Annotated in this window: 36 protein-coding genes and 2 pseudogenes; 32 read left to right on the forward strand and 6 right to left on the reverse strand. The window is 30.3% G+C overall.

All coding sequences use genetic code 4. The annotated features are described in order from the left end of the window. The 4 genes from MOSC01_RS0103130 to MOSC01_RS04265 form a co-directional block, all read right to left on the reverse strand. On the reverse strand, positions 1–1,851 hold a 1,851-nt coding region (locus MOSC01_RS0103130; RefSeq protein WP_010321341.1), incomplete at its 3' end, for a hypothetical protein. Continuing rightward, positions 1,852–2,529 (reverse strand): hypothetical protein, encoded by a 678-nt coding sequence (locus MOSC01_RS0103135; protein WP_010321342.1) that lies wholly within the window; start codon positions 2,527–2,529, stop codon positions 1,852–1,854. Positions 2,530–2,950: 421 nt separating this feature from the next. Beyond that, complete coding sequence (locus MOSC01_RS0103145) at positions 2,951–3,214, reverse strand: hypothetical protein (protein ID WP_010321343.1); 264 nt, start codon at positions 3,212–3,214, stop codon at positions 2,951–2,953. 6 nt (positions 3,215–3,220) lie between these two features. After that, complete coding sequence (locus MOSC01_RS04265) at positions 3,221–3,673, reverse strand: hypothetical protein (RefSeq protein WP_010321344.1); 453 nt, start codon at positions 3,671–3,673, stop codon at positions 3,221–3,223. A gap of 848 nt (positions 3,674–4,521) precedes the next feature. Between MOSC01_RS04265 and MOSC01_RS0103155 the strand changes: the two genes are divergently transcribed. The 32 genes and pseudogenes from MOSC01_RS0103155 (at position 4,522) to MOSC01_RS0103310 (ending at position 23,739) form a co-directional block, all read left to right on the forward strand. Continuing rightward, positions 4,522–6,147: a hypothetical protein gene (locus tag MOSC01_RS0103155; RefSeq protein WP_010321345.1), complete on the forward strand. Its 1,626-nt coding sequence runs from the start codon at positions 4,522–4,524 to the stop codon at positions 6,145–6,147. Then, positions 6,131–7,414, forward strand: a complete 1,284-nt coding sequence (locus MOSC01_RS0103160; RefSeq protein WP_010321346.1) for an MFS transporter — start codon at positions 6,131–6,133, stop codon at positions 7,412–7,414. The genes MOSC01_RS0103155 and MOSC01_RS0103160 overlap by 17 nt, the downstream gene beginning before the upstream one ends. A 308-nt stretch (positions 7,415–7,722) precedes the next feature. Continuing rightward, positions 7,723–8,043 (forward strand): 30S ribosomal protein S10, encoded by a 321-nt coding sequence (rpsJ, locus tag MOSC01_RS0103165; protein WP_029513109.1) that lies wholly within the window; start codon positions 7,723–7,725, stop codon positions 8,041–8,043. Between the two features lies 1 nt (position 8,044). Beyond that, the gene (gene rplC / locus MOSC01_RS0103170; protein ID WP_010321348.1) at positions 8,045–8,740 is read left to right on the forward strand and encodes a 50S ribosomal protein L3; all 696 of its coding nucleotides are present in this window, start codon (positions 8,045–8,047) and stop codon (positions 8,738–8,740) included. After that, positions 8,733–9,392, forward strand: a complete 660-nt coding sequence (rplD, locus tag MOSC01_RS0103175; protein WP_010321349.1) for a 50S ribosomal protein L4 — start codon at positions 8,733–8,735, stop codon at positions 9,390–9,392. The genes rplC and rplD overlap by 8 nt, the downstream gene beginning before the upstream one ends. Further along, the gene (gene rplW, locus MOSC01_RS0103180; RefSeq protein WP_010321350.1) at positions 9,379–9,873 is read left to right on the forward strand and encodes a 50S ribosomal protein L23; all 495 of its coding nucleotides are present in this window, start codon (positions 9,379–9,381) and stop codon (positions 9,871–9,873) included. Before rplD ends, rplW begins: the two co-directional genes overlap by 14 nt. Then, positions 9,873–10,721, forward strand: a complete 849-nt coding sequence (gene rplB / locus MOSC01_RS0103185) for a 50S ribosomal protein L2 (protein ID WP_010321351.1) — start codon at positions 9,873–9,875, stop codon at positions 10,719–10,721. Before rplW ends, rplB begins: the two co-directional genes overlap by 1 nt. Further along, positions 10,721–10,996 (forward strand): 30S ribosomal protein S19, encoded by a 276-nt coding sequence (rpsS, locus tag MOSC01_RS0103190; RefSeq protein ID WP_010321352.1) that lies wholly within the window; start codon positions 10,721–10,723, stop codon positions 10,994–10,996. Before rplB ends, rpsS begins: the two co-directional genes overlap by 1 nt. 13 nt (positions 10,997–11,009) lie before the next feature. Next, positions 11,010–11,349: pseudogene (gene rplV, locus MOSC01_RS04270) on the forward strand (50S ribosomal protein L22); the annotation flags it as partial. 127 nt (positions 11,350–11,476) lie between these two features. Further along, a complete protein-coding gene (gene rpsC, locus MOSC01_RS0103200; protein ID WP_010321354.1) occupies positions 11,477–12,160 on the forward strand; it encodes a 30S ribosomal protein S3 in 684 nt (227 codons plus the stop codon). A gap of 2 nt (positions 12,161–12,162) precedes the next feature. Next, the gene (rplP, locus tag MOSC01_RS0103205; RefSeq protein WP_010321355.1) at positions 12,163–12,573 is read left to right on the forward strand and encodes a 50S ribosomal protein L16; all 411 of its coding nucleotides are present in this window, start codon (positions 12,163–12,165) and stop codon (positions 12,571–12,573) included. Between the two features lie 7 nt (positions 12,574–12,580). After that, the gene (gene rpmC, locus MOSC01_RS0103210; RefSeq protein ID WP_010321356.1) at positions 12,581–12,940 is read left to right on the forward strand and encodes a 50S ribosomal protein L29; all 360 of its coding nucleotides are present in this window, start codon (positions 12,581–12,583) and stop codon (positions 12,938–12,940) included. Continuing rightward, positions 12,930–13,214: a 30S ribosomal protein S17 gene (rpsQ, locus tag MOSC01_RS0103215; protein ID WP_010321357.1), complete on the forward strand. Its 285-nt coding sequence runs from the start codon at positions 12,930–12,932 to the stop codon at positions 13,212–13,214. The genes rpmC and rpsQ overlap by 11 nt, the downstream gene beginning before the upstream one ends. 1 nt (position 13,215) lies before the next feature. Then, entirely contained in the window at positions 13,216–13,584 is a 369-nt protein-coding gene (gene rplN / locus MOSC01_RS0103220; protein ID WP_010321358.1) for a 50S ribosomal protein L14, read from the forward strand. A 3-nt stretch (positions 13,585–13,587) separates the two neighbouring features. After that, a complete protein-coding gene (rplX, locus tag MOSC01_RS0103225) occupies positions 13,588–13,911 on the forward strand; it encodes a 50S ribosomal protein L24 (RefSeq protein WP_010321359.1) in 324 nt (107 codons plus the stop codon). Between the two features lies 1 nt (position 13,912). Continuing rightward, positions 13,913–14,458, forward strand: coding sequence for a 50S ribosomal protein L5 (gene rplE / locus MOSC01_RS0103230; protein ID WP_010321360.1), 546 nt, complete (start codon positions 13,913–13,915; stop codon positions 14,456–14,458). A 45-nt stretch (positions 14,459–14,503) separates the two neighbouring features. After that, on the forward strand, positions 14,504–14,689 hold the full coding sequence (locus MOSC01_RS04595; RefSeq protein WP_010321361.1) for a type Z 30S ribosomal protein S14: 186 nt from the start codon (positions 14,504–14,506) through the stop codon (positions 14,687–14,689). Between the two features lie 4 nt (positions 14,690–14,693). Beyond that, positions 14,694–15,089: a 30S ribosomal protein S8 gene (rpsH, locus tag MOSC01_RS0103235; protein WP_010321362.1), complete on the forward strand. Its 396-nt coding sequence runs from the start codon at positions 14,694–14,696 to the stop codon at positions 15,087–15,089. Between the two features lie 5 nt (positions 15,090–15,094). Further along, complete coding sequence (gene rplF / locus MOSC01_RS0103240) at positions 15,095–15,634, forward strand: 50S ribosomal protein L6 (protein ID WP_010321363.1); 540 nt, start codon at positions 15,095–15,097, stop codon at positions 15,632–15,634. Positions 15,635–15,636: 2 nt separating this feature from the next. After that, the gene (gene rplR / locus MOSC01_RS0103245; RefSeq protein ID WP_010321364.1) at positions 15,637–16,002 is read left to right on the forward strand and encodes a 50S ribosomal protein L18; all 366 of its coding nucleotides are present in this window, start codon (positions 15,637–15,639) and stop codon (positions 16,000–16,002) included. 1 nt (position 16,003) lies between these two features. After that, positions 16,004–16,633 (forward strand): 30S ribosomal protein S5, encoded by a 630-nt coding sequence (gene rpsE / locus MOSC01_RS04275; RefSeq protein WP_010321365.1) that lies wholly within the window; start codon positions 16,004–16,006, stop codon positions 16,631–16,633. A gap of 182 nt (positions 16,634–16,815) precedes the next feature. Continuing rightward, positions 16,816–17,262 (forward strand): 50S ribosomal protein L15, encoded by a 447-nt coding sequence (rplO, locus tag MOSC01_RS0103255; protein WP_010321366.1) that lies wholly within the window; start codon positions 16,816–16,818, stop codon positions 17,260–17,262. Further along, positions 17,262–18,683: a preprotein translocase subunit SecY gene (gene secY / locus MOSC01_RS0103260; protein WP_010321367.1), complete on the forward strand. Its 1,422-nt coding sequence runs from the start codon at positions 17,262–17,264 to the stop codon at positions 18,681–18,683. Before rplO ends, secY begins: the two co-directional genes overlap by 1 nt. Before the next feature lie 29 nt (positions 18,684–18,712). Continuing rightward, complete coding sequence (locus tag MOSC01_RS0103265; protein WP_010321368.1) at positions 18,713–19,354, forward strand: adenylate kinase family protein; 642 nt, start codon at positions 18,713–18,715, stop codon at positions 19,352–19,354. Then, the gene (map, locus tag MOSC01_RS0103270) at positions 19,345–20,097 is read left to right on the forward strand and encodes a type I methionyl aminopeptidase (protein ID WP_010321369.1); all 753 of its coding nucleotides are present in this window, start codon (positions 19,345–19,347) and stop codon (positions 20,095–20,097) included. Before MOSC01_RS0103265 ends, map begins: the two co-directional genes overlap by 10 nt. Then, a complete protein-coding gene (gene infA, locus MOSC01_RS0103275; protein ID WP_010321370.1) occupies positions 20,098–20,325 on the forward strand; it encodes a translation initiation factor IF-1 in 228 nt (75 codons plus the stop codon). 37 nt (positions 20,326–20,362) lie between these two features. Further along, complete coding sequence (rpmJ, locus tag MOSC01_RS0103280; RefSeq protein ID WP_010321371.1) at positions 20,363–20,476, forward strand: 50S ribosomal protein L36; 114 nt, start codon at positions 20,363–20,365, stop codon at positions 20,474–20,476. Positions 20,477–20,585: 109 nt separating this feature from the next. After that, a complete protein-coding gene (gene rpsM / locus MOSC01_RS0103285) occupies positions 20,586–21,002 on the forward strand; it encodes a 30S ribosomal protein S13 (RefSeq protein ID WP_010321372.1) in 417 nt (138 codons plus the stop codon). Between the two features lie 6 nt (positions 21,003–21,008). Further along, complete coding sequence (gene rpsK / locus MOSC01_RS0103290; RefSeq protein WP_010321373.1) at positions 21,009–21,413, forward strand: 30S ribosomal protein S11; 405 nt, start codon at positions 21,009–21,011, stop codon at positions 21,411–21,413. Between the two features lie 6 nt (positions 21,414–21,419). Beyond that, on the forward strand, positions 21,420–22,418 hold the full coding sequence (locus MOSC01_RS0103295) for a DNA-directed RNA polymerase subunit alpha (protein WP_010321374.1): 999 nt from the start codon (positions 21,420–21,422) through the stop codon (positions 22,416–22,418). 2 nt (positions 22,419–22,420) lie between these two features. Next, positions 22,421–22,783 (forward strand): 50S ribosomal protein L17, encoded by a 363-nt coding sequence (rplQ, locus tag MOSC01_RS0103300; RefSeq protein WP_010321375.1) that lies wholly within the window; start codon positions 22,421–22,423, stop codon positions 22,781–22,783. A gap of 293 nt (positions 22,784–23,076) precedes the next feature. Continuing rightward, positions 23,077–23,739 (forward strand): S1C family serine protease, encoded by a 663-nt coding sequence (locus MOSC01_RS0103310; protein WP_010321376.1) that lies wholly within the window; start codon positions 23,077–23,079, stop codon positions 23,737–23,739. A gap of 139 nt (positions 23,740–23,878) precedes the next feature. On the opposite strand, the gene MOSC01_RS0103315 is transcribed toward MOSC01_RS0103310, so the two are convergent. Further along, the gene (locus tag MOSC01_RS0103315) at positions 23,879–24,574 is read right to left on the reverse strand and encodes a hypothetical protein (protein ID WP_010321377.1); all 696 of its coding nucleotides are present in this window, start codon (positions 24,572–24,574) and stop codon (positions 23,879–23,881) included. Positions 24,575–24,674: 100 nt separating this feature from the next. Beyond that, positions 24,675–25,336 (reverse strand): annotated as a pseudogene (locus MOSC01_RS05010) (IS256 family transposase); the annotation flags it as partial.

Raw genomic sequence — 25,336 nt, forward strand, 5'->3', positions numbered from 1 at the left:
TAGATAAATAGTTTTAATATTCAAAAAGTGTGTTTTACCTATTTTTTTATCGATTTTATCTAAAATATCTTTTTTTAACAATGAAATAAATTTTTCTAATTTAGTAGAATCTATTTGGTGTTCTAATTTTGATTTAATTGTACTTTGAAATTCAATATACCAAAAAAGATGTTCTAAAAACTCAGTGTTATTTATATTTTTTTCACCAAGATTTTGGTTTATAAATTCAACAATTTCCTTGTTGTCTACTAATTCATTTTTAAAAATAAACTTAATAAATAAGTTAATAAATTTTAAAAAAAACGGAGCATTTTTTTCTAGTTTCACATTTATAATATTGTCAAAAATGTCTTTGGAAACATTAATTTTTGCCGGTTTGTCTGTATTATAAAAACTATTTAATAGCGCAATTGTTTTAAACAAATAAAAAAAATCAATTGGTTTTTTTACAAATTTACTATAATCAATTATTGTATTTAAAAAATCTTTTTGACTCCTAAAAAAATCGGGATGAGTCTTAATTGAAAAAAATACATAATTATATAAGTCCTCAAAAAAATCAGGATTATCTTCTGGTTTTTTTGTTGTTTGCTTAAATAAGGTTTCTATTGTTTGATTTATTTTTTCCACTTGATCATCTTTTTTCTCACTCAAGTCTAAAATCTGTTTTGCAAAAATAGTATTTGTGATGTCAGCATCTTTGGCAAACAAACCATTTTCAATAACATATTCTACAATTTCATCACTTTTTTTAAGTAATTCGGCATCTAATTTTTTATTATTTCCAAAATAATAGTGAAGAAGCACGCCGCCATAAACCCCAGGATCACCGTTTATTTCAAAATTTATCAATCAGTTTTTAGTGTATTCATTTATTTTTGAGAAATACTCTGGAGAATATTCATAAAAATTCTTGCTAATGTAGTAAAAAATAGCCATTGATAAAGGTGAAGCGACAAAATTTCTTTTATTTTCTTCTGTATTCTGATTTTCAATGATTTGTCTATAATATTTATCCCATTTTTCAATTAAAATATTTATTGATTTTTGTTTTTCTTTGATAATATCAGAGAAATGATTCTTACCTAAAGTATTCACTATTGATAAAATTGATATATATTTTTTAATGAGTAGAAAACGTTTATCGCGTAATGATTCAGGATTTTCACTCACGTTAATCAATACTTCTTCACTTTCAAAATTCATTTTCTTGAATTCATCCCTAACTCAATCTTTAATATCGAAATATTTTTGAAAATCATGCCCATTTAATTTAAAATAGAAAATATTTCAAGCTAATGGTTGAAAGTCATCCTTGATGTCAATAAACTGTTTTTTATTTTTATCATAATATTTCGAAATAAAATTAATAATTTTAGAAAAATTGTTAGACGGATTAATAGCGAAATAAATGTTAATTAATTGATAAATATCAATTAAATCAAAACGTATCATTCCTATCAAATTAGGTATGACTTTTAAGGTTGATTTTGCTTTATCGCTCTGATTAATGTTATTCGAAATTTTTAAAATTGCTAAAATTTCGTTTGCATATACGTAATTATAGTCTCCCTCAAAATTATTTTTTAGAGCATAACTACTGTCTTGCACATCTTTTTTTAATTCATTTTCTAAAATAAAGCTATTTATTTTTTCTAGATCAAAACTAGAGAAAACAGATGCAGATTTTGAATTGCTAGTTAATGTTTTAGGCTCAAATCTATTTATTTCAACTTCAATAGACTTATTAAAAACATAATAAATTAATGGAACACTTATAGCAATTGATCCCAAACTTACGCCAATAATTGAGAAAATAACTCATTTTTTCCCAACAATTTTAGAAATCATTTACTTTTCTTCTATACTTTCAGATAATTTAGAAACCTTATAAAAAGAAGAATTAGACAATATATTGACAACTTTTCCTTCATCATATTCAGCTCTTGCAGACGCTCAGCTACCGAATTTTGTTACTTTGTATTTTCAACCATTAAACTCATAATCAATTGACGCATATTTATGATTATGACTAGTGATTGACTCAACAAGATATCCATTTGAGTCAATTGAAACACCTGCATTTGCACCTGCTTTAGCTGAAAATTTACCATCATATTTTATCTCGCCGTCAACCTGAAAAGAAGGGCTTCCAATCCCCGAAATTCAGGATGTCACATCTAATTTTAAATTTTTCGGATTATCATAATAATATCTATTTTTTATTCTAAATTTTGATCTTGCTTTTCCAGTTCATGAAATTTTGTCTTGATAAAATCAACCACCATAATATGATAAATACTGGTAACCCGCTAATCCTATTCCGAAATAATAGTCTTTGTCATTTCTTTCAGCAAGTTGCACTACTGAATTTTCGTTTGCTAAAAGCGCAATTCCTGGAAACAATAAAAAAGCCTTGGCATTTATTTTTTGACTAGCAACAATTGCTGGTGTTGTGACTGCGAGCGTTAAACTTGTTAACGCTGTTAAATTTAGTAAAATTTTTTTTATTTTTTTTGTAAAAGACATAAGATCTCCTTAGTATTTTTTTACTCATAATTATATATTGTTAAATTGAATTAAATTGAATTGAATTTTCACTCATAATTATACCATGCTAAATAAAATAACAAAGAACAAAAACAAAAAAAAATACAAAAATATAATTTTTGTTAAAAAAATGTAAAAAAATATATTTTTATTCACAGCAATTTTGCAAACCATAAACTTTATAAACATAAAACAAAATTTAAATAACAAAAGTAAGTCATTAAAATTTGCGGCTGTTTCTTCATTTTTCTTTTTTATATATAGCATTCAAAAGGGCAGAATTTTTTTGCTCTTTTTTCATATTTTAGGCCTTTATGATAAATTTTATTAAAACAGATTTGCCTTAAAACACAAAATATTGAATATTCAACGTAATTATAATCTGCCTGAAAATTATTTTTTAGAGTATAACTAGTTTTTTGCACACCTTTTTTAATTCATTTTCTAAAATAAAACTGTTTATTTTTTCTAGATCAAAACTAGAGAAAACAGATGCGGATTTTGAATCACTAGCTAATGTTTTAGGCTCAAATCTATTTATTTCAACTTCAATAGACTTATTAAAAACATAATAAATTAATGCAACACTTATAGCGATCGACCCTAAACTTGTACTAATAATTGAGAAAATAACTCATTTTTTCCCAACAATTTTAGAAATCATTTACTGTTATCCCAAACTTTCAGATAATTCAGAAACCTTATAAAAAGCAGAATTAGATAATAAATTCCCAGTTTTTCAACCGAAATCAACTCTTGCTGCCGCATAGCTGCCGAATTTTGTTACTTTGTATTTTCAACCGTGATAATCATAATTAATTGAAGCATATTTATTATTATGACTAGTTATTGTTTGAATAAGATAACCATTGGAATCAATTCAAGCATCTGTATTCATACTTGCCCTAGGTGAAAATTTACCATCATATCTTATCTCGTCACCAACTTGAAAAGAAGGGCTTCCAAGCCCCGAAATTCAAGATATCAGCTGTAATTTTAAATTTTTTGGACTATAATAATATTTATTTTTTAATCTAAATTTTGTTTTTACTTGTCCAGTTCATGAAATTTTGTCTTGATAAAATAAACCTTCATAATATGATAAATTTTGGTCACCTACCAATTTTATTCCGAAATAAAAGTCTTCTTCATTTATTTCAGCAAGTTGTATATTATTTTTTTTGCTGAAGACGAAATTCCCGAAAAATCTAAAAAAGCCTTTGCATTTATTTTTTGACTTGCAACAATTGCTGGTGTTGCGACTGCAAGCGTTAAACTTGTTAATACTGTTAAGTTTAGTAAAATTTTTTTATTTTTTTTGTAAAAGACATAAGAACTCCTTAATAAAATTTATTTATAAAGTATTTATAAATTTGTTTATTCACAATTATATTATGCTAAATTAAACAACAAAGAACAAAACAAGAAAAAATACAAAAATATAATTTTTATTAAAAAACAGTAAAAATTATATTTTTATTCATAGCTATTTTTGCAAAGTATAAATTCTATAAACATAAACCAAAATTTTAATATTCCCCTACTTTTTTAGCTAATTTATGTTTTTTATGTTAAAATTTTGGCAATTTCAATTACTAATTCAACAAAATTACAGTTATATTTTAAGTGTTAAGCTAGTTTTTCTTTTTTAAAAATCAACAACAAAAGGTAAAAACATGAATTTTGATGATTACAAAAAATTATTTGATTAAATAATTTTCCCTCAATAATAGTGGCATTTTACCAAAAAAGTATAAATAAAATCACAATGAAACGTTAAATTCATTATAATATCATAAAAAGGATCCTAAAAATACGAGCCATATTCAGAAATGATAAAAAATATACCTTTAAAAACTTCCGGTTTTAGTATTTGCCTTGAATGATTGCTATTATTTATAATAAACGAATCTGAATCCGCAAAGTTGAGTCAATCCCTAGAGAAGTAAGTTTGGAAATTTTACCATAAAAATGCAAGAAATTATTAGCCAAATAGCATCGTTAATTTGCAAATTCAATAAAGAAAATAATTTGAATTTGGAAATTTTTCTAAAAGGAAGTTATCTATTTTGAAAGGAAAATTTTATAAGTCGAAAGCCCAACGATTTAGATTTAGGCTTTGTAAATTGTTCCTTTAGACAACGTCAAGAATTTATTAATTTTATTTTGCAAGAAGAAAATGCTGAATTGATAAAAAAAGACGACAATTTACAAATACTTAGAATTAATGGTTTTATTATTGAATTTATAGTTTTAGAAACAATAAACAAACAATTTTTAAAAGAATCCCAATACAAAAATATTTATGAATTAAAGATCAAGTACGCTTTTTTTCAAAAAATTACGATGATGGGTTATGTTTTAAGTCCAGTTTTTCCACATGATTCAAATAAAAAAATGCTAAGTATAATTGATGATTTGAACATTTCTTGAAATATACTAAGCAAAAATCCAGACAATATTAATTACGGAACCGAAAAAAATTTCTTTCAAAATACTCTATGAAATAGTTTCTTTATTTATTGGTTTTATAATTATGACAAAATGCTTGATAAATATTTTGATTTTTCAAAATTAGAAAGCTACAATAATTATTTTGACCAATCGTTAAAAAATTATATCTATAATTTTTTAACTTTTATAAAAGAACAATTTAAAAACAATTTGGATTTTTTCGACAAAATACTAAAAAACAAGCTAATTTATACAAATATGATGATAAATTTCTTGAATTTCCCGTCAATTCCGGGTTTTGAAAAAAAGTATCTCGAAAAATTGTTTGGTGATAATATTCATAAAGAAACAAACGGCGGTTATTTATCAAAAAATAATAAGTATAACAATGTTTTATTCATAAATCATAGCGATGAAGTAGGCGGTATTGCAATAGCTGGTGAGGTTTTTAATCAAGGAACAACTTATTTTGACTCAGGTGTTTTTGAAATATTTGACCAGAATTCAGAAAAAATTAATGAAATTTCTTGTGTCAAAGTTGACAATCTAGTTTTTTCTGAAGAAAAAAGTACAAAAATAAATCGGCCTAATTTAAAGTGCCTTGGAATCACTGGAAATGGAATTTACCAAGTTTTACCCAAAAGTGAGATAAAAATTTCCGGTTTTACTATCTTTTCGCGAAATCAAGATAATAAAATTTCTAACATATTAACAAGAATTCTTTTGGATATTGATAAAAATTTTGATATCCTTCTGACAACAAAAGCGGAAATTCAACTACAAGCAACAAAAGATTTTTTTGTTACTAATCAAATTAAAAAATACAAATTTTTGGTCAATATTGATGTCTGTGAGTGCCAAAATTGAGATAATGAAGGTATAAAAATAAGAGTAGCTGATACTTTTACGGCACATAATATTGTTTTTTATAATAAAATTGTTGAAATTTTTCAGAAAAATAGCATTCCATTTAGACCTTATTTTGGTTCAGGTTGAACTGATATCACTAATTTTCAAAATCAAAATGCCATAACTTTATCAATTCCGGTGTCAAAAATACATTCTAATTCCTCGCTATCACTAATAAAAAATTTTTTCTTTTTGCTTTGAATTTGCAAGGAAATAAATGACAATATTTTTTAAAAATTCAATCAAATTTACTAGTTCACTTAGCACTTCATTGATAGGTTCAGAAGCTTTTAAGTTTAGTTCGTCTTTATACATATTTAAAATTACGGGCGATTTTTGACTTGTAACAATTTTATATTTGTTAATTCAAATACCTAATTTGGTAGTTTATTTATTTAGTAGCAAAATTGTCCAAAAATGGAAAAATGATAAAATTATTCTATTAATTTCAGATATTTTAAGTGTTTTTTGTTTAGCTTTTTTGTTAATTATTTTTTTTAGTCTGGCTGATAGTCAAATTTTTACCTTTTCAATAATATTAATTTTAGTTAATACATTGCTAGGTTTTATCCATGCTTTTCGATTTATTTATTTGAAAAATATTGTTTATTATCTAGCGAACAATGAAAAACAGATGCAAAATATCAACGTTTTTTCCTCTTTTGCAACGGCAATGGGGTTTTTAATTTCGGCAGTATTTGCTTTAGTTATTTACTCTAGACTTGATTTTTATTGAATGGTTTTATTTAATATGATTACCTATTCAATCTCAGGACTGCTTTATTTTTTACTAAAATTAAATGCAAAAAAATTTGATTTTGCCCTTAGCCAGCAAGAAAATTTCAAAGAAAATGACAAAAAAATTTCGACTTATAAATGAGTTTTTGTCTTAGCGGGCCATTTTATTGTTGCAATTTTCTTTTTGCCAAGAACAACTCTATTTCCACCGGTTTTTGAATATATTAATTCTCAAAGTCAAGTAGAGATTTTTAACTACCAACAATTAGCAACATGACTCAATATTGGTTTTTCGTTTGCTTCAGTTTTAGGAACAATCGTTAGTTTTTTAATATTAAATAAAACAAGAAAAAAAATTAGCATTATTTGACTTTTGGTTGGCCTGCTAATATTGGGTTGAATTTGACCTTTTGTTGCTTTTATCAAAAATTTAAATGTTCAATTTTATTCATATATGATAATTACTAGTTTTAATCAGTTTATATTTTCGTTGTTTTTTCCAACTTTTTCCAGTTTGTCATATTTATTTTTTAGCAAAGAAAAATTTCATGTCCAAAACGGAATTTCACTGGTAACTAGAGCAATTTTTTACACGTTAGTTACAATTGCTACGACCGCAACTTTTATTTATCTTTCATTTTACTTTTCATTTTTAATATTTATGCTTCTGATTTCAGTTTTGGCCTTGATAGTCATTTTTAGCTATTGAAAAATTAAAAAATTAACTATTAAAAAAGTTAAAATCAAAACCAAAAAAAGTTAGAAAACCTTTAAATTATTATATTAATTTAGAAAAAATCATTTTTTGTCTTTGTGTTAGCGGATTTGCATGTATAATAAATAAGCATTTATTCGAAGAAAAGTTTTCTTATTTTTTGCTTTGGTAAAATTTGTCTAAAAAATATTTACAAAGATAAGAAAATTTTTTGTTTTTTTGTTATAATTAATCTTTACATTGTAAGGACTATGAAACATAAGGTTGCAATACACGAGAAGGAGTTGTTTTTGTGTATTGGTTTTTATGTCGAGTCCGTTCAAAAATATGAACAGGAGCAACTCACTTATTTTTTTATGAGCACAACATCAATAAAAATTAAGTTCAAATCGTTTGACCACCGTCAAATTGATGCTGCTGCTAAAAAAGTTATTCTTTTAGCGCGTGAACTTAATGTCGAGACATGTGGCCCGGTACCGCTACCAACTTCAAGAGCGATTTATACAATTTTGAGATCTGTCCACGTTAATAAAAAATCTCGTGAACAATTTGAAAGTCGCACCCACAAACGGCTAGTAATTTTAAAAGTTTCGCCAAACAATCAAAAAGCAGTTACAGAAAAAATTTCACGAACACAATTGCCAGCTGGCGTTTGATTAGAAATCGAGGTAAATTAAAATGAAAGGAATTTTAGGTAGAAAAATTGGAATGACGCAACTTTTTACAGTTGATGGTATTTCGATTCCTGTTAGCGTCATTGAAGTTCCTGAAAACATAGTTACAAAAATTCTTACCAAAGAAAAAGATAACTATGAAGCAATTCAGCTCGGTGTTTTTGATAAAAAACAATCAGCTCACAAAAAACCTGAATTAGGTCATTTTGCAAAAGCTGATACTAAACCGAAAAAATTTGTTCGTGAATTCCGTGATTTTCCAGGTTTAAAATTAGGTCAAAGCATTAATGTTTCAATATTTAGCGCAGGTGAATTTGTTGATGTAATTGGAACTTCCAAAGGAAAAGGTTTTGCTGGTCCAATTAAACGTCACAATCAAGCAATTGGGCCTAGATCTCACGGTGGTGGGGGTGGTTCAAAACCAATTCGTCAAACTGGTTCGCTTGGAGATATTTCCGGAAACAAAGTTGTTAAGGGGATGACAATGCCAGGACGTCTTGGACATTCTCGCGTAACTAAACAGTCACTTGAAATTGTTAAAGTTGATCAGGAAAATAATTTATTAATAGTAAAAGGTTCAATTCCTGGTCCAAAAAAATCATTTGTTATGATAAGAACTGCAATTAAAAAATCAACTTCTAAAACTCCCATTAATCTTTTTGAAGTTAGTCCCAAAGATCAGGAGTTAAAACATGAATAAAAACACACCAATTTCAATTCAGAGCGCAAAATACGAAAATATTGTTAAATTTAACCCTGATAAAGCTCTTCCAGAAGTTTTATTTGAGCAAAGAGAACTAAAAACTCAAGCTATTTTTGACTCAATTTTGGCCGAAAGAGCTTCGCGTCGTTTTTCAACTCACAAAGTTAAAAACCGTGGTGAAGTTTCAGGGACAGGTAAAAAACCTTGAAAACAAAAATCAACCGGAAAAGCTCGTGCTGGATCAAGAAGATCACCAATTTTTGTTGGCGGGGGTCGCGCTTTTGGACCGACAACTTTAAGAAATTACACTCTAAAAGTAAATAAAAAAGTAAAAAAATTAGCTTTTGTTGGCGCCCTTTCTCAGCTAGCGCAAAACCACCAAGTTTTAGTAAATGATTTTTCAATGGACAAAATTTCAACTAAACTTCTGGTAGAACAGTTAAAAACCTTTAAAATTGATAAACTTCGTCACATTTTAATCGCCTCAACTGATACAAATTTATTTTTATCAGCAAGAAATTTACCAAATGTCGAGTTAGTAAAACCTAATTCAATAACAGTTGAATCACTAGTAAAAACTGATTTGCTAATCATTTCCGAAAATGATATTGCAAGTCTTAAAAAAAGGATTGAAGATGAACGTAAATAATATTATTAAAGGTCCAATTTTAACTGAAAAATCCTACCAGTTAATGTCTCAAGGAGTTTATTCTTTTAAAGTAAGTCCGACAACAAATCGTTCTGAGACAAAAAAAGCTGTTGAATACATTTTTAATGTAAAAGTTGAAAAAGTTAATATTTTCACTGTTCCAAAAAAAGAAAAAAAACTAGGAAAATCACGTGGTTTTAGTACTAAATACAAAAAAGCATTTGTAAAATTAAAACCAGGATACACAATTAATCTTTTTGAAGACGAAGCTCCAGCACAGGAAAATCTTGACCAAACCAATAAAGACCAACAAGAATTCAGTCAACAAATTGAAGAAAAAAGAGCCCAACTAGAGCAAAAAAATCAGGAAATAGCCCAAAAACTTGCAAAAAAACAGGCAGCCGAAAGTCAAAAAACTGAGGAAAATCAGCCTGAAAATGAGCCAAAAGACCAAACTAACGAACAAGGAGAGACAAACTAATGGCGCTTAAATATTATAAACCAACAACAAACGGCCGTCGCCATATGTCTTCACTTGATTTTGGTGCAAATTTAACAACAAACAGACCGGAAAAGTCTTTGCTTGTAACTTTAAAAAAACATTCAGGTCGTAATTCTCAAGGTAAAATTACCGTTAGACATCAAGGTGGACGGCACAAAAGAAAATATCGTCTAATTGATTTTAAAAGAAATAAAGACAATATTCCTGCAATTGTAAAAACAATTGAATATGACCCAAATCGTTCAGCAAATATCGCCCTTGTTTCTTATATTGACGGCGAAAAACGTTATATTTTAGCACCTAAAAATCTAAAAGTAGGTCAAAAAATTTCCTCTGGTCCTGAGGCTGATATTCTTGTTGGAAACTGCCTGCCGCTTAAAAATATTCCTGAAGGTACTTTTGTTCACAATCTCGAACTCCATCCAGGTGCAGGGGGTCAACTAATCCGTTCAGCCGGAACTTGAGCCCAAATTCAAGGTCGTGATGAAAACGGAAAATACGTAATTCTTAAACTAAAATCAGGAGAATACCGTCGAATTTTATCTACTTGCCGGGCAACTGTTGGTGTAGTTGGAAATGAAGAAAATTCACTTGTTAACATTGGAAAAGCAGGACGAAATCGTCACAAAGGAATTAGACCAACTGTTCGTGGATCAGTAATGAATCCAAATGATCACCCACATGGAGGTGGAGAAGGTAAACAACCAATCGGACGTAAAAGCCCACTTACTCCTTGAGGTAAAAAAGCACTTGGAGTTAAGACAAGAAATCCTAAAAAAGCTTCAACTAAATTGATAATCCGTTCAAGAAAGGAATCTAAAAAATAATGGCTCGTTCACTTAAAAAAGGTCCATTTGCTGATGAGCATCTTCTTAAAAAAGTTGATGATGCAATTATGAAAAATTCACGCAAACCAATTAAGACTTGATCACGCCGGTCAACTATTTTCCCTCAGTTTGTTGGTCTAACTTTTTTGGTCCACAATGGCAAAATTTTTAACGAAGTTTATGTTACCGATGATATGGTAGGCCACAAATTAGGTGAGTTTTCACCAACAAGAACTTATTATGGGCACGGAAAAGACAAGGCTAAAAAGAAATAAAAGGACAATATAAATGAATTTAGAAAACAATAATTATGCAGTTGCTTCTTTAAAAACCCAAAGAATTTCTGCCTCAAAAGCACGCCTTGTTGCTAATTTAGTTAAAAATAAACCTGTCTTTGAAGCCCTTTCAATTTTGGCCCATACTAATAAAAAAGCATCACCAATTTTTAGAAAACTAATCAATTCTGCCATTGCCAATGCAATTAATAATCATGGTCTTGAACAAGCAAATTTAGTTGTAAAATCAGCGATTGTTAATGAAGGCCCAACGCTAAAACGTTTTCGTCCACGAGCAAAAGGATCAGCAAGTCAAATTCTTAAAAGAACTTCTCATTTCAAAGTCGTTCTTGGGGCTCTAGCTGAGAGTCAAGATTCAAATACTTTTGAGTCTTTTGAATCTGAACCGGCAACAACTCCTGCTGAAGTTTTACCAGAAACTAACAATCAAGACTTAAATCCAAAACAAGGAGAAAAATAATGGGACAAAAGGTAAATCCAAATGGTTTCCGTTTTGGAATAACAAGAGCTCATAATGCAATTTGGTATGCAGAGAAAAATAAATTTGCCGCTAATTTGTTAGAAGATGTTAAAATTCACCGTTTTTTTGAAAAATTAACCCGTGAATACCAAATTGGAAACACAATAATTCGTCGTGATCGCAATAATGCAATTACTGTTTTAGTCTACACAGCAAGACTTGGTTCATTTCTTGGATCTTCAGGCGAAAATCTGAAAAAAATTGTTGAACAACTTAAAAAAACTCTTAAAAACCGTAAAATTGTTTTACACATTGATGCAATTGAAATCACAAATCCTGAATTAAATGCAAAATTAATGGCTGAGACAATCGCGCAAAAACTTGAACAACGTGGCTCATACCGAATTGCCCAAAAATTTGCAATTCGAACCGCACTAAAAGCGGGCGCAAAAGGGGTAAAAACACTTGTCTCTGGTCGTCTTAATGGTGTTGAAATGGCTCGTTCTGAAGGATATGCCGAAGGTGAAATGAAATTGCACACTTTACGTCAAAATGTTGAATATGCAACTGCAATTGCAAAAACAACTTACGGAATTTTGGGCGTTAAAGTTTGAGTCTCACTTGGTGAAACGAGACAAAAAATTGATATTGAATCTGTAATAAGAAGTGATAAAAGGAGATAAAAATGTTGCAACCAAAAAAAACTAAGCACCGTAAAACTTTCCGTCTTTATCACGATAAACGGGAAGCACACTCAGGAAATTTTTTAGCCTTTGGTGACTATGGACTTCAAGCCGTTGGTTCAGCTTGAATTTCTGCGGCTCAAATTGAAGCTGCCCGTATTGCAATTACAAGAAGAATGGGACGTGAAGGTCAAGTTATTATTCGAATTTTTCCACATTTGTCTTTAACTTCTAAGCCAATTGGAGTTAGAATGGGATCTGGAAAAGGTTCAGTTGATCGTTGAGTCGCTGTTGTTAAAAAAAATACAATGATGTTTGAAATTAAAGGTGTAAAAGACGATGTTGCTCGTGATGCACTTCGACTTGGTGGACATAAATTACCACTAAAATGAAAAATAGTAACTATATCTTAGGAAAACAATGGAATATAAAGAACTTTTAAAAAAAACACCAAGCGAACTTAATGCACTTCTTCTTGAATACCGTTCTGAATTATTTACTTTAAGATTTAAAAATCAAAGTTCAAATTTAGATCAAACTCACAAAATCAGCCAGATTCGTAAAATAATTGCCCGAATTTTAACAATTCTTTCTGAGCAAAAATTAGCCCAAAATCCAAAGCCAAAAAAACTCACCAAAAAGCAAAAAAAAGCGGCAAAAGTCGTATTTGCAAAATCGCCAAAATCAATAAAAGCCCATTTTAATGCGCATATCAAGCCGCTTTTAGCCCCAAAAATTCAAACAAAACCAGCAGAAATGAGTAGCCAAAATGAACAATAATTTAGAAAAAATTCCCCAAAAGCGTAATCTTCGTAAAACACTGCAAGGAAAAGTAATTCGCACTTCTGATAAGACAATAATGGTTTCTGTTGAGACAGCTTATAAACACAAACTTTATGGAAAACGGTTCAAAAAAACAAAAAAATTTGCAACTCATGACCAAGCAGGAACAGCAAATGTTGGTGATTTTGTTAAAATAGCAGAATGCCGTCCAATTTCAAAAACAAAACATTTCCGTCTAGTTGAGGTTTTACAAAAAAAAGGAGAAGTCTAAAATGGTTCAAGAACAATCTCGTTTAAATGTTGCTGACAATTCGGGCGCAAAAATTGTTGGTGTAATCCGAAATTTAGGTGGATCTGTTAAAAAAACTTCAAATATTGGTGACATTGTTGTAGTTTCTGTTAAAAAAGCAATTCCTAACGGAATGCTCAAAGAAGGACAAGTCGTTAAGGCACTAATTGTCCGTTCAACATACGGTCTTCGTCGTCCAAATGGTTCACATATAAAATTTGATGATAATGCAGTTGTAATTATCAAAGAGGATGGAACTCCAAGAGGAACACGTGTTTTTGGGCCAATTGCCAGAGAAATCCGTGAAAAAGGTTACCTAAAAATCGCTTCACTGGCCCAGGAGGTTCTCTAAAAAATGCAAAAAATTCGTAAAAATGATTCAGTTGTAGTTTTATCTGGCGATGACAAAGGTAAAGTCTCATCTGTCCTTGAAATAATTCCTGCAAAAAATGCGGCAATTGTTAAAGATGTTAACATTAAAACAAAACACCGTAAACCTTCAAATAAAAATACAAAAGGTGAAGTTGTCACTTTTGAAGCGCCAATTTTACTTTCAAAGCTAGCTTTGGTTGCCAAAAAAGCTGGAAAAGATAAGCCAGCTGTTCCAACTCGTGTTGGTTTTAAAGTGGAAAATGGCAAAAAAACCCGAATTGCAAAAAAAACAGGAAAGGCTATTTAGTATGACAAAGCTTCAAGAGCACTATCGTGATAATGTTTTTGGCCAACTAAAAGACCATTTTAATTTCAAATCTCCTTCTGAAGTTCCCAAAATTGTAAAAGTTGTCGTTAATATGACTGCCGGAAATCAAGTAACAAATGCAAAAGCAATTGAAGCTGTTCTTGATGATCTTGCAAACATTACCGGTCAAAAACCGTATAAAACAGTGGCAAAAAAATCACTTGCAACTTGAAAACTTCGTCAAGGAATGCCAGTTGGTGGAAAAGTTACTCTTCGTCGTGAACAAATGTGGAATTTTCTTTCAAAAGTTCTCAATATTGCAATTCCTCGTATTCGTGATTTTCGTGGTCTTTCCCCTAAATCTTTTGATGGCAAAGGAAATTTTGCCCTTGGATTTAAAGAATCAATCGTTTTTCCCGAGATAACTTTTGATAAAATCACAAAAATTCGCGGACTTGATGTAATAATAGTAACAAGTGCAAAAAATAATGAGCAAGCCTTAAAACTTCTTGAATTATTAGGCTTTCCTTTTGCGAAAAAAAGTTAATTTTTCGCAAAAAATTAAAAATTTTTTAGGTTAAAGGATAAATCTATGGCAAAAATGTCGTGAAAAGTCAAAGCAAATCGGGCTCCTAAATTCAAAGTTCGCGCCTACACCCGTTGTCAGTTGTGTGGCCGTTCTCATTCAGTTTTAAGAAAATTCCGTATTTGCCGTATTTGTTTTCGTACTTTGGCTCACCAAGGACGAATTCCTGGAATTAAGAAAGCGAGTTGGTAAAATTATGGCTTTTATAACAGATCCAATTGCTGATATGCTAACCCGAATTCGGAATGCAACAATCAGAAAACACAAACAAGTATCATTTCAACATTCAAAAATTAAAGCAAAAATGTTAGAAATTATTAAAGAAGCTGGATATATTAAAGATTTCCAAATTGAAGGCGAGCTTAAAAAAACAATAACTGTTGAGCTCAAATACAAAGGAAATAGTTCATCAATTTCCGGACTTAAAAGAATTTCTAAACCTTCGCTTCGCGTTTATGCCCCTGCCCAAAAAATTCCTTTTGTCCAATCTGGCTACGGAATTGCAATTTTATCAACTTCAAAAGGGCTCTTAACTGATTCACAAGCAAGAAAGGAAAATGTTGGCGGTGAAATTATCGCCTACATTTGGTAAAAAATATGTCACGTGTCGGTAATCGTGTTTTAATTATTCCTGAAAAAGTTAGTGTTGAAATTAATGGCTCAAATGTTAAAATTCAAGGTCCCTTAGGTATTTTAGAGCGCCAATTTTCTGATTTAATTACAATTATTGAAGAAAACAGTACACTAAAGACAATCAGAAAATCTGAAGAAAAACATGTAAAACAACTTCATGGAACAACAAATTCTCACCTTAGTGGAATGTTAATTGGTGTCTCAAAAGGTTTTCAAAAAGAACTCAAAATTAAAGGGGTTGGGTATAAGGCAACACTAAAAGAAAAAGTTATTGAACTTTTAGTTGGTTATTCTCATCCAGTTGAACTCAAAGTGCCAGAGGAACTTGATGTTTTAGTACCAAATGCAACAACTATTGTAATTAAAGGTATTGACAAACAAAAAGTTGGCCAATTTAGCGCCCAAATTCGTCAAGTTCGCCGGCCAAATCCTTATTCAGGCAAAGGAATTTCTTATAGTAACGAAATTCTTAAACTCAAAGAAGGGAAAAAAGCTTCTAAATAATTATGCAAAAATCACGTAATTTTCACCGAAAAGCAAAACATGTCCGTATTTTAGCAAAACTTAGTCCTTCGCACCAAGAGCAAAAAAAATACCGGATTGGCGTATATAAATCTTTACGTCATTTTTATGCTTATATTTTTGATCCTTGAAAAAATCAAGTTATCCTTTCGGTTTCAACACTTGACAAGACTGATAAATACAGCGGAAATATCCAAGCTGCAAGTAATTTAGCCCCTGAATTATACGCTAAATTAAAAGAGCTTAAATTGGAAGAAAATCCTTTTGTTTTTGACCGAAGCGGTTATTTATATCATGGTCGCATTAAAGCTTTTGCCGAATCATTAAGAGCCCAAGGAGTAAAATTCTAAAATGGATACAAATCTTCACAATAAATCAAATCAGCAAAAATCAAATCAAAACAGTCAAAATCAAAAACAATTCAGTCCAAAAGAAAACAACCGTCAACGTCCACGCAGTCAGCGTCAAAAACCAAAAGAAAAAAATTTTCGCCCTGAGTTTGAAGAAAGAATAATTTCAGTTGCCCGTGTAACTAAAGTTGTAAAAGGTGGACGCCGTTTTTCTTTTAGTGCTTTTGCCGTTGTTGGTAATAAAAAAGGAAAAGTTGGTCTAGGTCACGGAAAAGCTAACGAAGTGCAGGACTCAATTCGTAAAGCCGTAAAAGATGCACAAAACCGTCTTGTGTCTGTGCCAATTTACCGAAGATCAACCGTTCCACATGAGATAAATGCTAAATATTCAGCCTCAAAAATTCTCATCAAACCAGCCCCAAGAGGTAAAGGAATTGTTGCTTCAAATACCGTGCGTGCTGTTGTTGAACTTGCTGGTTATACTGATATTTATACAAAAACTTACGGATCAAGAACAAAAATTAACGTTGTGCGTGCAACTCTCAAAGCGCTTTTAGGACTTAAAACTATTAGTCAAATTGCTGAACTTCGTGATCTTAATCCATCACAAGTTTTAGCCCAAAAAAAATAACTTTTGCTTCTCAAATTCATAAATTTTTCCCTTTATTTAAAAAATAGCAAAAAATCTTTAAATTTTTAGTGCCTTAGGGTAAAATTTAGGCACTAAAAATTGCTTAAAACTTTTTTTATGTTTTTTGAAAAAAAGTTTTAAAATAAAGTATAATTATATAACTTAAAAAAATAGGAACAAACATGGCAATAAGACTTGAAAATTTAACTTATACCCCTGGTGCAAGAACAAAAAAACACCGTAAAGGGCGTGGGCATGCTGCTGGAAAAGGTAAACAAGCCGGTAGAGGTCAATCTGGACAAAAAAAACGTTCAACTGTTCGTCTTGGCTTTGAAGGTGGTCAAAACCCTTGATTTCGTCGTGTGCCAAAAATTGGTTTCCGCAATTTTAACTCAAAAAAATATGAAATCTTTAACCTATCCGATCTTGAAAGCCGTTATCAAGATGGGGATAAAATTAGTCTTGAGTCACTTTATCTTAAAGGTGTGCTTAAAAAACGTAATTTGCCAGCAAAATTACTTGCAAAAGGTGAATTAACAAAAAAACTTTTTGTAACAACAAATGCTTATTCTGCAGCGGCACTAGCTAAAATAGAAGAGCTCGGCGGTTCAATTACTGAGGTAAACTAGTGAGCAAACTTTTTGCTAAACTTTGAGAAAAAACAAATTCTGGATATATAAGTCTCAAAAATTATATCCTTTTTGTTTATAAAGAAAAAGTTCTTGCCCGCAAAATAATTTTTACATTTTTTTTATTGGTAATTTTTATTGTTTGTGGTACAATTACTATTCCTGGGCTCAGGTTGTTGCAATTCCAAATTGATACCAACTCATTTTTAGGTATCATTAATACCGTCGGTGGTGGCGGGTTACTTAATTTTTCAGTTGTTGCCTTAGGCATCAGCCCTTTTATTACGTCGTCTTTGTTCATGCTTATTGCTCAGACAAAGATTTTCCCTCCAATTCATCGACTTTCCCAGTCTGGTCCTGCCGGAAGAAGAAAAATCAATATAATTACAAGATTTTTGACTCTTCTTGTTGCGCTTATTCAGGCGATTGTTTTAATTCGAACCGTTATTCTTAATGAAAGTTTTGGCTTTGTTCGTTTAGAAATTACTAGCGCTGCATATATTTGGTTTGTTTTACCATTGATTTTAGTTGCTGGTTCGCTTTTTTCCTTGTTTTTAGCCGAACAGATAACCGATAAAGGTGTAGGAAACGGGACTTCGTTATTAATTTTTTCGGGAATAATTGTTGGTCTTCCACAACGTTTTCGTCATGCTTTTGAGTATTTAGTCGATCTTTCTTCCCCTTCATCACTAATAACACAAGTTCTTAGTTTTATCCTTTATATCGTTGCATTTTTGGCTATTTTATTTATATCAGTTTATGTTTATTTGGCCGAGAGAAAAATCCCAATTCAACAAACTGGTTCAGGGATGTCCAAAAACATTAAAGAAATATCGGTTTTGCCTTTAAAACTAAATCCAGCCGGAATTATGCCAATAATTTTTGCTTTAATTGTTGTTTCAATCCCTTCACTTTTGACCGGATTTTTTGATCGAAACACTTCAGCTGCCCGTAATTGAATAGATAATAATTTGCAAATCCATCACCCTATTGGACTTACTATATTTATTGTATGCAATATTATTTTTAGCATTATTATGTCGCTTCAGCAATCGCGGATTGATAAAATTTCCCAGGATTTTGCCAAAAATTCAACTTTTATCCCCGGTATTCGTCCTGGTGAGCAAACTGAAGATTATTTAATTGGTGTTATTCTTAGAATTTCAGTATTTAGTGCTATTTATTTGACTTTTCTTGGAATTTTCCAGCCAATTGCGATAATGTTAGGTCTACCTTCGGCAATAACTTTTTCAGGAACCTCAATAATAATTTTAGGAACAACTGCTCTTGAAACTATATCGCAAATTAAAGCACGTTATGGAGCGCAAAAAGTATTAAAACAAACCAAAAAAATCCGCAAAAATCTTACATATAAACAAGATTCTTCCTCAGCAAAGTCAAGTCGTGATTTATTATGGTAAAAAATTAAAAAAGGTCTCAAAATTTAACAATGTCATTATCTAATTCAAAAATTCTTTTAATTGGCGCCCCTGGTTCAGGAAAAGGTAGTATTTCAAAAATTCTAGTTGACAAGTTTAAATTAGTTCATATTTCTACTGGTAATCTTTTCCGTGAAAAAATCAAAAAAGATCGTGATTTTGCCGAGAAAATTCAAAACTATGTTAAAAATGGCCTATATGTTCCTGATGAAATTACTAACGATTTATTGTCAAATTTTATCAGTCAATTGCCGCCTCAAAGTGGTTATATTCTTGATGGCTACCCGCGAACATTAAATCAACTCAATTTTATGAACGAAAATAAAATTGATGTTGACAAAGTTTTTTATCTTGAAATCAAACCAGAGACAATAGTTAGTCGCCTTTCTCAACGTTTGTTTTGCAGTAAATGTCAAAAATCATATAATTTATTACTAGCAAAACCAAAAGTAGAAAATACATGCGACATTGACGGTGAGCCTTTATTTACCCGTCCTGATGATCGTCCTGAAATTGTTAAGCTTCGAATCGAAAAATTTAATGAATCTGTAACACCAATTGTCGATTATTATAAAAAACATGGTAAAATTCATTATTTAAATGTTGAAAGAAGCTTGGATGAAATTGTTAATGAAATTGAAAAATGTCTCTAATTAAAACAGAATTTGAAATTGAGCAACTAAAAATTGCTGCTAAACTCCTGGCAGAAGTCAAGAAAAAAATTTATGACTTTGTAAGACCAGGGATCTCTTTAAAAGAAATTGATGCCATCGCTTTTGATGAGATTATTGCCAGAGGCGCCAAACCAGCATTTTTAAATTATCACGGTTTTCCGGCAACTATTTGTATAAGTGTTAATGAAATCCTCATTCATGGTATTCCAAATGACTACATTCTTCAAGAAGGTGATTTGGTTTCAGTTGATTTAGGACTATCTTATAATGGTTTTTTTGCCGACACAGCTTTTAGTAAATCACTTGGCTCAAATGCTGAAAATGAAAAACTAATAAAATGTGCTGAGGAAGCTTTTTTTGCCGGCTTCAAGGCAATCAAACCTGGCGCAACAACAGGTGACATTGGTTTTGCTATCAATCAAGTAATAAGGTCCTACGGATTTTTTACTCCTGTTGAATTTTGTGGCCATGGTATTGGCAAAAAATTGCACGAAAATCCTAATATTTTCAATTTTGGTGTCCCGGGCACTGGAAAAAAATTAAAAAATAATATGGTAATTTGTATTGAACCAATGATCGTCCAAAGTTCTCCGCGAATAAAAATTTTAAAAGACGGATGATCGGTACAATCAAATGATGGTAAAAAAACTTCCCACTATGAACAGACAATTTTAATTCAAGACGGGAAGGGAATAATACTAACAGAAATGGATCAAAAATAGATGCAAAATTCTTCAAAAGAACAAAAATTATTATTTCAAGGTAAAATATCACACGTTTTTAACTCCCAAGAATATGAAGTAACTCTTGAAAATGGAGTAAAATTAAATTGTCATGTTGCTGGGAAAATGAAACTTCATCACATTAAAATTATTTTAGGCGACAGCGTTAAGGTTGAAATGTCACCTTATGATCTTTCAAAAGGAAGAATTGTTTACCGCTTTAAATAATTTTTTTGAAATTATTACCTGAATTTAAAGGAAAAAAATGAAAGTTCGAGCAAGTATTAAAAAAATTTGCAAAGATTGCAAAATAATTAAGCGTCGTTCGGTGAACCGTGTAATTTGTGTTTTAAAAAAACACAAACAAAGACAAGGATAGTTTTTGATTTTTGTTCTATTTTGTTAGTATTTTTCACTTTTAAATTTTTAGAGGTGAAAAATAAAATTTTATAAAAAGGAAAATATATTTATTTAAATAAGTTTAAAATATGGCACGTATTCTTAATGTTGAAATCCCCAATCATAAAAGAATTGTAATTGCTCTTACAAGTATTTATGGAATTGGAAAATCGCTTGCTGCAGAAATAATTGACAAAACTGCTGCAATTCAGCAAGAAAAATTTGGGAAAAAATATCCTGTTTTAACCCAAGATACAAAAGTTAAAGAAATTCAGGAAGATGTTTTGCAAATCATTCGTGATATTGCAAAAACTTATAAAACCGAAGGTGACCTGCACCGTGAAGTTCAATCAAATATTAAAAGACTAATTGAAATTAAATGTTATCGTGGAATCCGTCATCGTAAAGGTCTTCCAGTTCGTGGTCAAGTAACGCAGAAAAACGCACGTACTCGAAAAGGTCCAAGAAAAGCAATTATGGCAAAAAAAGACAAAGGTAAAAAATAGTTAATCATGGCAACTAATACACGTAAAGTTAAAAAAATCCGTCCTAAAAATGTAACAGCCGGAATTGCCCACATTCACTCTTCACACCAAAACACGATAATTTCTTTTACTGACAAACAAGGAAATGTAATTTCTTGAGCTAGTTCAGGATCAATTGGCTTTAAAGGAACAAAGAAAAAAACCGCATATGCTGCTACCTTAGCAACCGCTGCAGCTGCCCAAAAAGCGCGTGAACACGGAATGCGCGAAGTTGTTGTTCACCTTAAAGGAACCGGGCAAGGAAAAGAAGCTGCGCGTAAGCAAATTATAACTTCAGGAATTAATATTTTACTTACCCAAGATGTTACGCCAATTCCCCACAACGGAACTCGTCCACCGCGTAAATGATTTAAACGTCAGGAAAAAAGGTAGGATTTTATGAAAAAACATGCAAATGTTTACTATTCTGAAAACTTAACTGACCAAATTAGTGAATTTGAAACAAGTTTTGAACTAAAACCGCTCGAGCGCGGACTTGGAAATACAATCGGAAATGCCCTTCGTCGTGTAGTTTTGTCTTCCATTACTTCTTGTGCAGTTTTTGGCGTAAAAATTGCCGGCGTAACTCATGAATTTAGTATTCTTGATAATGTAATTGAAGATGTTGTTACAATTCTAAACAACCTAAAAAAAGTCCGTTTTTTCTATGATCCTGCCCTTTTTGGTCAAAATCAAATTCACCGGGCAAGTTTTAATGGCCAAAAAGCTGGACAAATTTATGCTCGCGACATTGTTTCTGATAGTGGACTAAAAATTGTCAATCCTGATTTATATATTGCCGATGTCTCAAGGGTTAATTCACTTAAATTTGAACTTTTTATAACTTCAGGTAAAGGTTTTAGCGATTTTGAAACTAATAAAAAATTCGTAAACGAAGTTTTACTAAGTCTTGAATCCAACCTTGATGGCACAGTTTTGGCTGTTGATAGTGATTTTTCACCGGTTTTAAGTGCTAATTATCAATCTGTTGAAATTAACTCAGCTAGCCCGATTGTTGAAGAAAAACTAAGTTTTTCAATTAAAACTGACGGCTCAATTAAAGCTAAAGATGCTGTCTCTGAGGGTTCAAAAATTTTACTAGCCCACCTTAATATTTTGGCAAATGTCGAAAACATTAACAAATTTTCCGAGGAATTTTTTGAACCCTCAGTCGTCAAAGAAGAACCATCGCGCCGCTTTTCGGATGCAATTGAGTCTTTAGACCTCTCCGTGCGCTCAATAAATGCGCTTAGACGCGCACATTATTATAAAATTTCTGACATTGAAAATTTAACACAAGATGACTTTGAAAATATTAAAAATCTTGGTCGTAAATCAGTTCAGGAAATAATTGAAAAACTTGAAATATATAAAAACGAACAAAAAGGAGAAAACTAATTATGGCTAATCCGCACCAAATTTATTCCCGTGACGCTGCCTGAGATCGCCAAGTTTTCCGCTCACTTGCAACTTCTTTAATTTTACATGGTCATCTAAAAACAACTCTTGCACGGGCAAAACGTCTTCGTTCTGTTGTTGAAAAACTAATAACCAAAGCCAAAAAAAATGATCTAGCAGCTCGCCGTCAAGTTCTTAGTTATTTATATAACCAAAAAACCAAAGACGGAATGAAAGTTATGCCTTATTTGTTTACCAAAATAGCACCTCGTTATCAAGAAAGACAAGGTGGCTATACTCGCATAGTTAAAATTCCTAGCCGTAACGGCGATAATTCCAAAATGGCAATTATCGAACTAGTTTAGTTAGAAATTTAAATACCAAAATCTAAAAAAAGCCTATGAATTCATAGGTTTTTTTGTGCTTTTAGATTAAAAATTGTTCCTGAATCACGAGTTTCCCGGTTTGATGCAAAAATTTGCTTTTTAGTGAATATAGATATGCAAAAATACCTGTAAAATCCGAGGTTTTTGAGGCTAAAATCCTAATTTTTATTATTTTAAAATTAACATTTTGTAAAAAAAAAAAAAAAATGCTTGGTTAAAAATAAAATTATGTTATAATAAATCTCACTAAGAATAAGACACTTTTAGATAAAATGAAAAAATTCACTAAAAAATACGGCTTTATTGGTTTATTTTTGGCTCTAAATCTTGGAATTTTGTTAGCAAACGTTGGTTTGCTAACAAATAATTGAATAAAACTAAATCCAAAACTTAACCATGAAGCCCTTTTAAAGTCAATTGTTGAAATTAAACTTCAAAAAAACGAGGAATTGTCTTTTGCTACCGGTTTTGTTATAGATAATAAAATTATCACTAATAAACACATTCTTGAAAATAGCGATGAAATCGATATTTTTTATCGCTTTGCAAATGAAAAAGACTACAAAAAAACCAAAATTATAAAAATTTCACCAAACTATGACATATTAAGTTTGGAACTAAACACACAAGTTAAAAATCTTGAAATAGAAGAAAATTTTGGTTATGGCGATGAAATTTTTACAATTGGAAATCCACATAATCTTGGCTTAACAATTAGCAAAGGAATAGTTTCAGGAACTAATAAATTAGCTAATCAAAATTTTGTTCGAACTAGTATCACAATTGAGCCAGGAAATAGTGGTGGTCCTGTTTTAAATACTAAAAATCAAGTAATTGGGATAATGACTTTTCGACTTATAAATGAAAAACCGGTTCAAGGTATTTCTTTTTTTGTACCCTCAAGCAATATAAAAGAATTTTTAAATTCAAATTAAATTTTTAATTTTTTAAATCATCTACTATTAAATCTATTAAATCAATATAGTCAAAGTTATTAAAATTTGTGATTAGGCTTTACTCTATTAAGAAATTGTACAGCACAAAAACTTATCTATTCTTAGTTTATTGGTTTAATTACATTTTCTTTTTTGGTGCTTTGAATTTTTTGGTTTGCTTTGAATTGTCTTTTTGTGCTAATTTAAGCTCATATTTTTTTTCAATTCATCTATTGACTTTATAATGAGGGTCAAGAACTTTTCAATGTCGCTTAAGAAGTCTAGGCGCCAGCTCTTGATCATTTAAAGCGAAAAAAATAAGTTGGTCATCATCTGTAAAAAATGTGAGATCGCCTTGATCTTTACCCTTAGGTAAAACTAAAATATATTTATTATTTTTATATTGTTCTCAAAGTTTTTTATCAAATTTTTTGAGATCTTCTCAATCTTCGTCAGTGGGTTCTCAAATATAAGGCTCATCTGCATAATCATTATCATTTTCATCTTTTAAATATTTCGCCAGTGAACAAATATCTAGTATTATTTTATCTTTTTGATTTTGATTTAAATTTTCTATAACATCTTCATAATCTAAGTGTTTAAAATCATTTTCTTGAATAGCTTGGCTGTAAAGACTTTCTGGAACGCCAGCTTGAAAAGTGATAAAATCGTCAGGATACTTTCTAAAATAAGCTTCTAATGATTCATCTAAAGCGCTATAATTTTTAAATTTTTCTCAATCTGGATTTGGCTCAATTTTTCTTAAAATGCTATACAAGTGTTCTTTAATTTCATTTGGCAAATTTTTTATTTCTAATTTAATTATATCAACCATTTTTACTCCTATTTATTATTTTTTTAATTTACATTTTTAATTTTGGGGAGTGTTCATAATTTTGTGTTTTAAATTTTATGGATTTTTTTGAAAAAGAAATCTAATTTAATTTTACATTATTTAATCGATTAGGGAAAATAATTTCTAATTGTTTTTTAATTATGAATCAATTTATTACCCTTTGTCATTTTTTAGATGCGTTTTTGAGCGTTAAATAGTTATTTTCGAAAGGTAATTTACGCTTTGAATTCCGCCTTTTGTTTTTGTATTTTTCCTAATTAATTTATTGACTGATTCAATTGAATTTATCGTATAAATTGCTTGCCTTATTTCATATGGATATTTAAAAAATGTCCTTAATTCAACGAAATTTCCATACCAAGATTTGATAATTAAAGGATGTTTTTAGCCTCATTTTTTCGCAAATTAATCAAGATTTTGCATAGCAGATTCTTGATAAATCTTTTTCATATCATGGACAAACTCTTTTTTGTGCTTGTTAGAAGCTTTTAAAAGCGAGTTTCTAATTTGGTGAACAACATATTTTAACATCTGTTTGCGCGAAAAGTGCTTCAATTGCTTGACTAATTCCGCTTAGATTATCGTAAGAAATTATTAGAACATCTTGCAGTCCGCGAGTTTTTAGTTCGCTAAAAACATCAAGTCAATTACTTGCTGATTCGGTATTTTTAATCCAAAATACCAGTACTTTTTTATTGCCTTGCCAATCAATTGCAAGAATAAGATAAAGTGATTTTTTGA

The organism is Mesomycoplasma ovipneumoniae SC01, assembly GCF_000218525.1.
Taxonomy (GTDB): domain Bacteria; phylum Bacillota_I; class Bacilli_A; order Mycoplasmatales; family Metamycoplasmataceae; genus Mesomycoplasma; species Mesomycoplasma ovipneumoniae_A.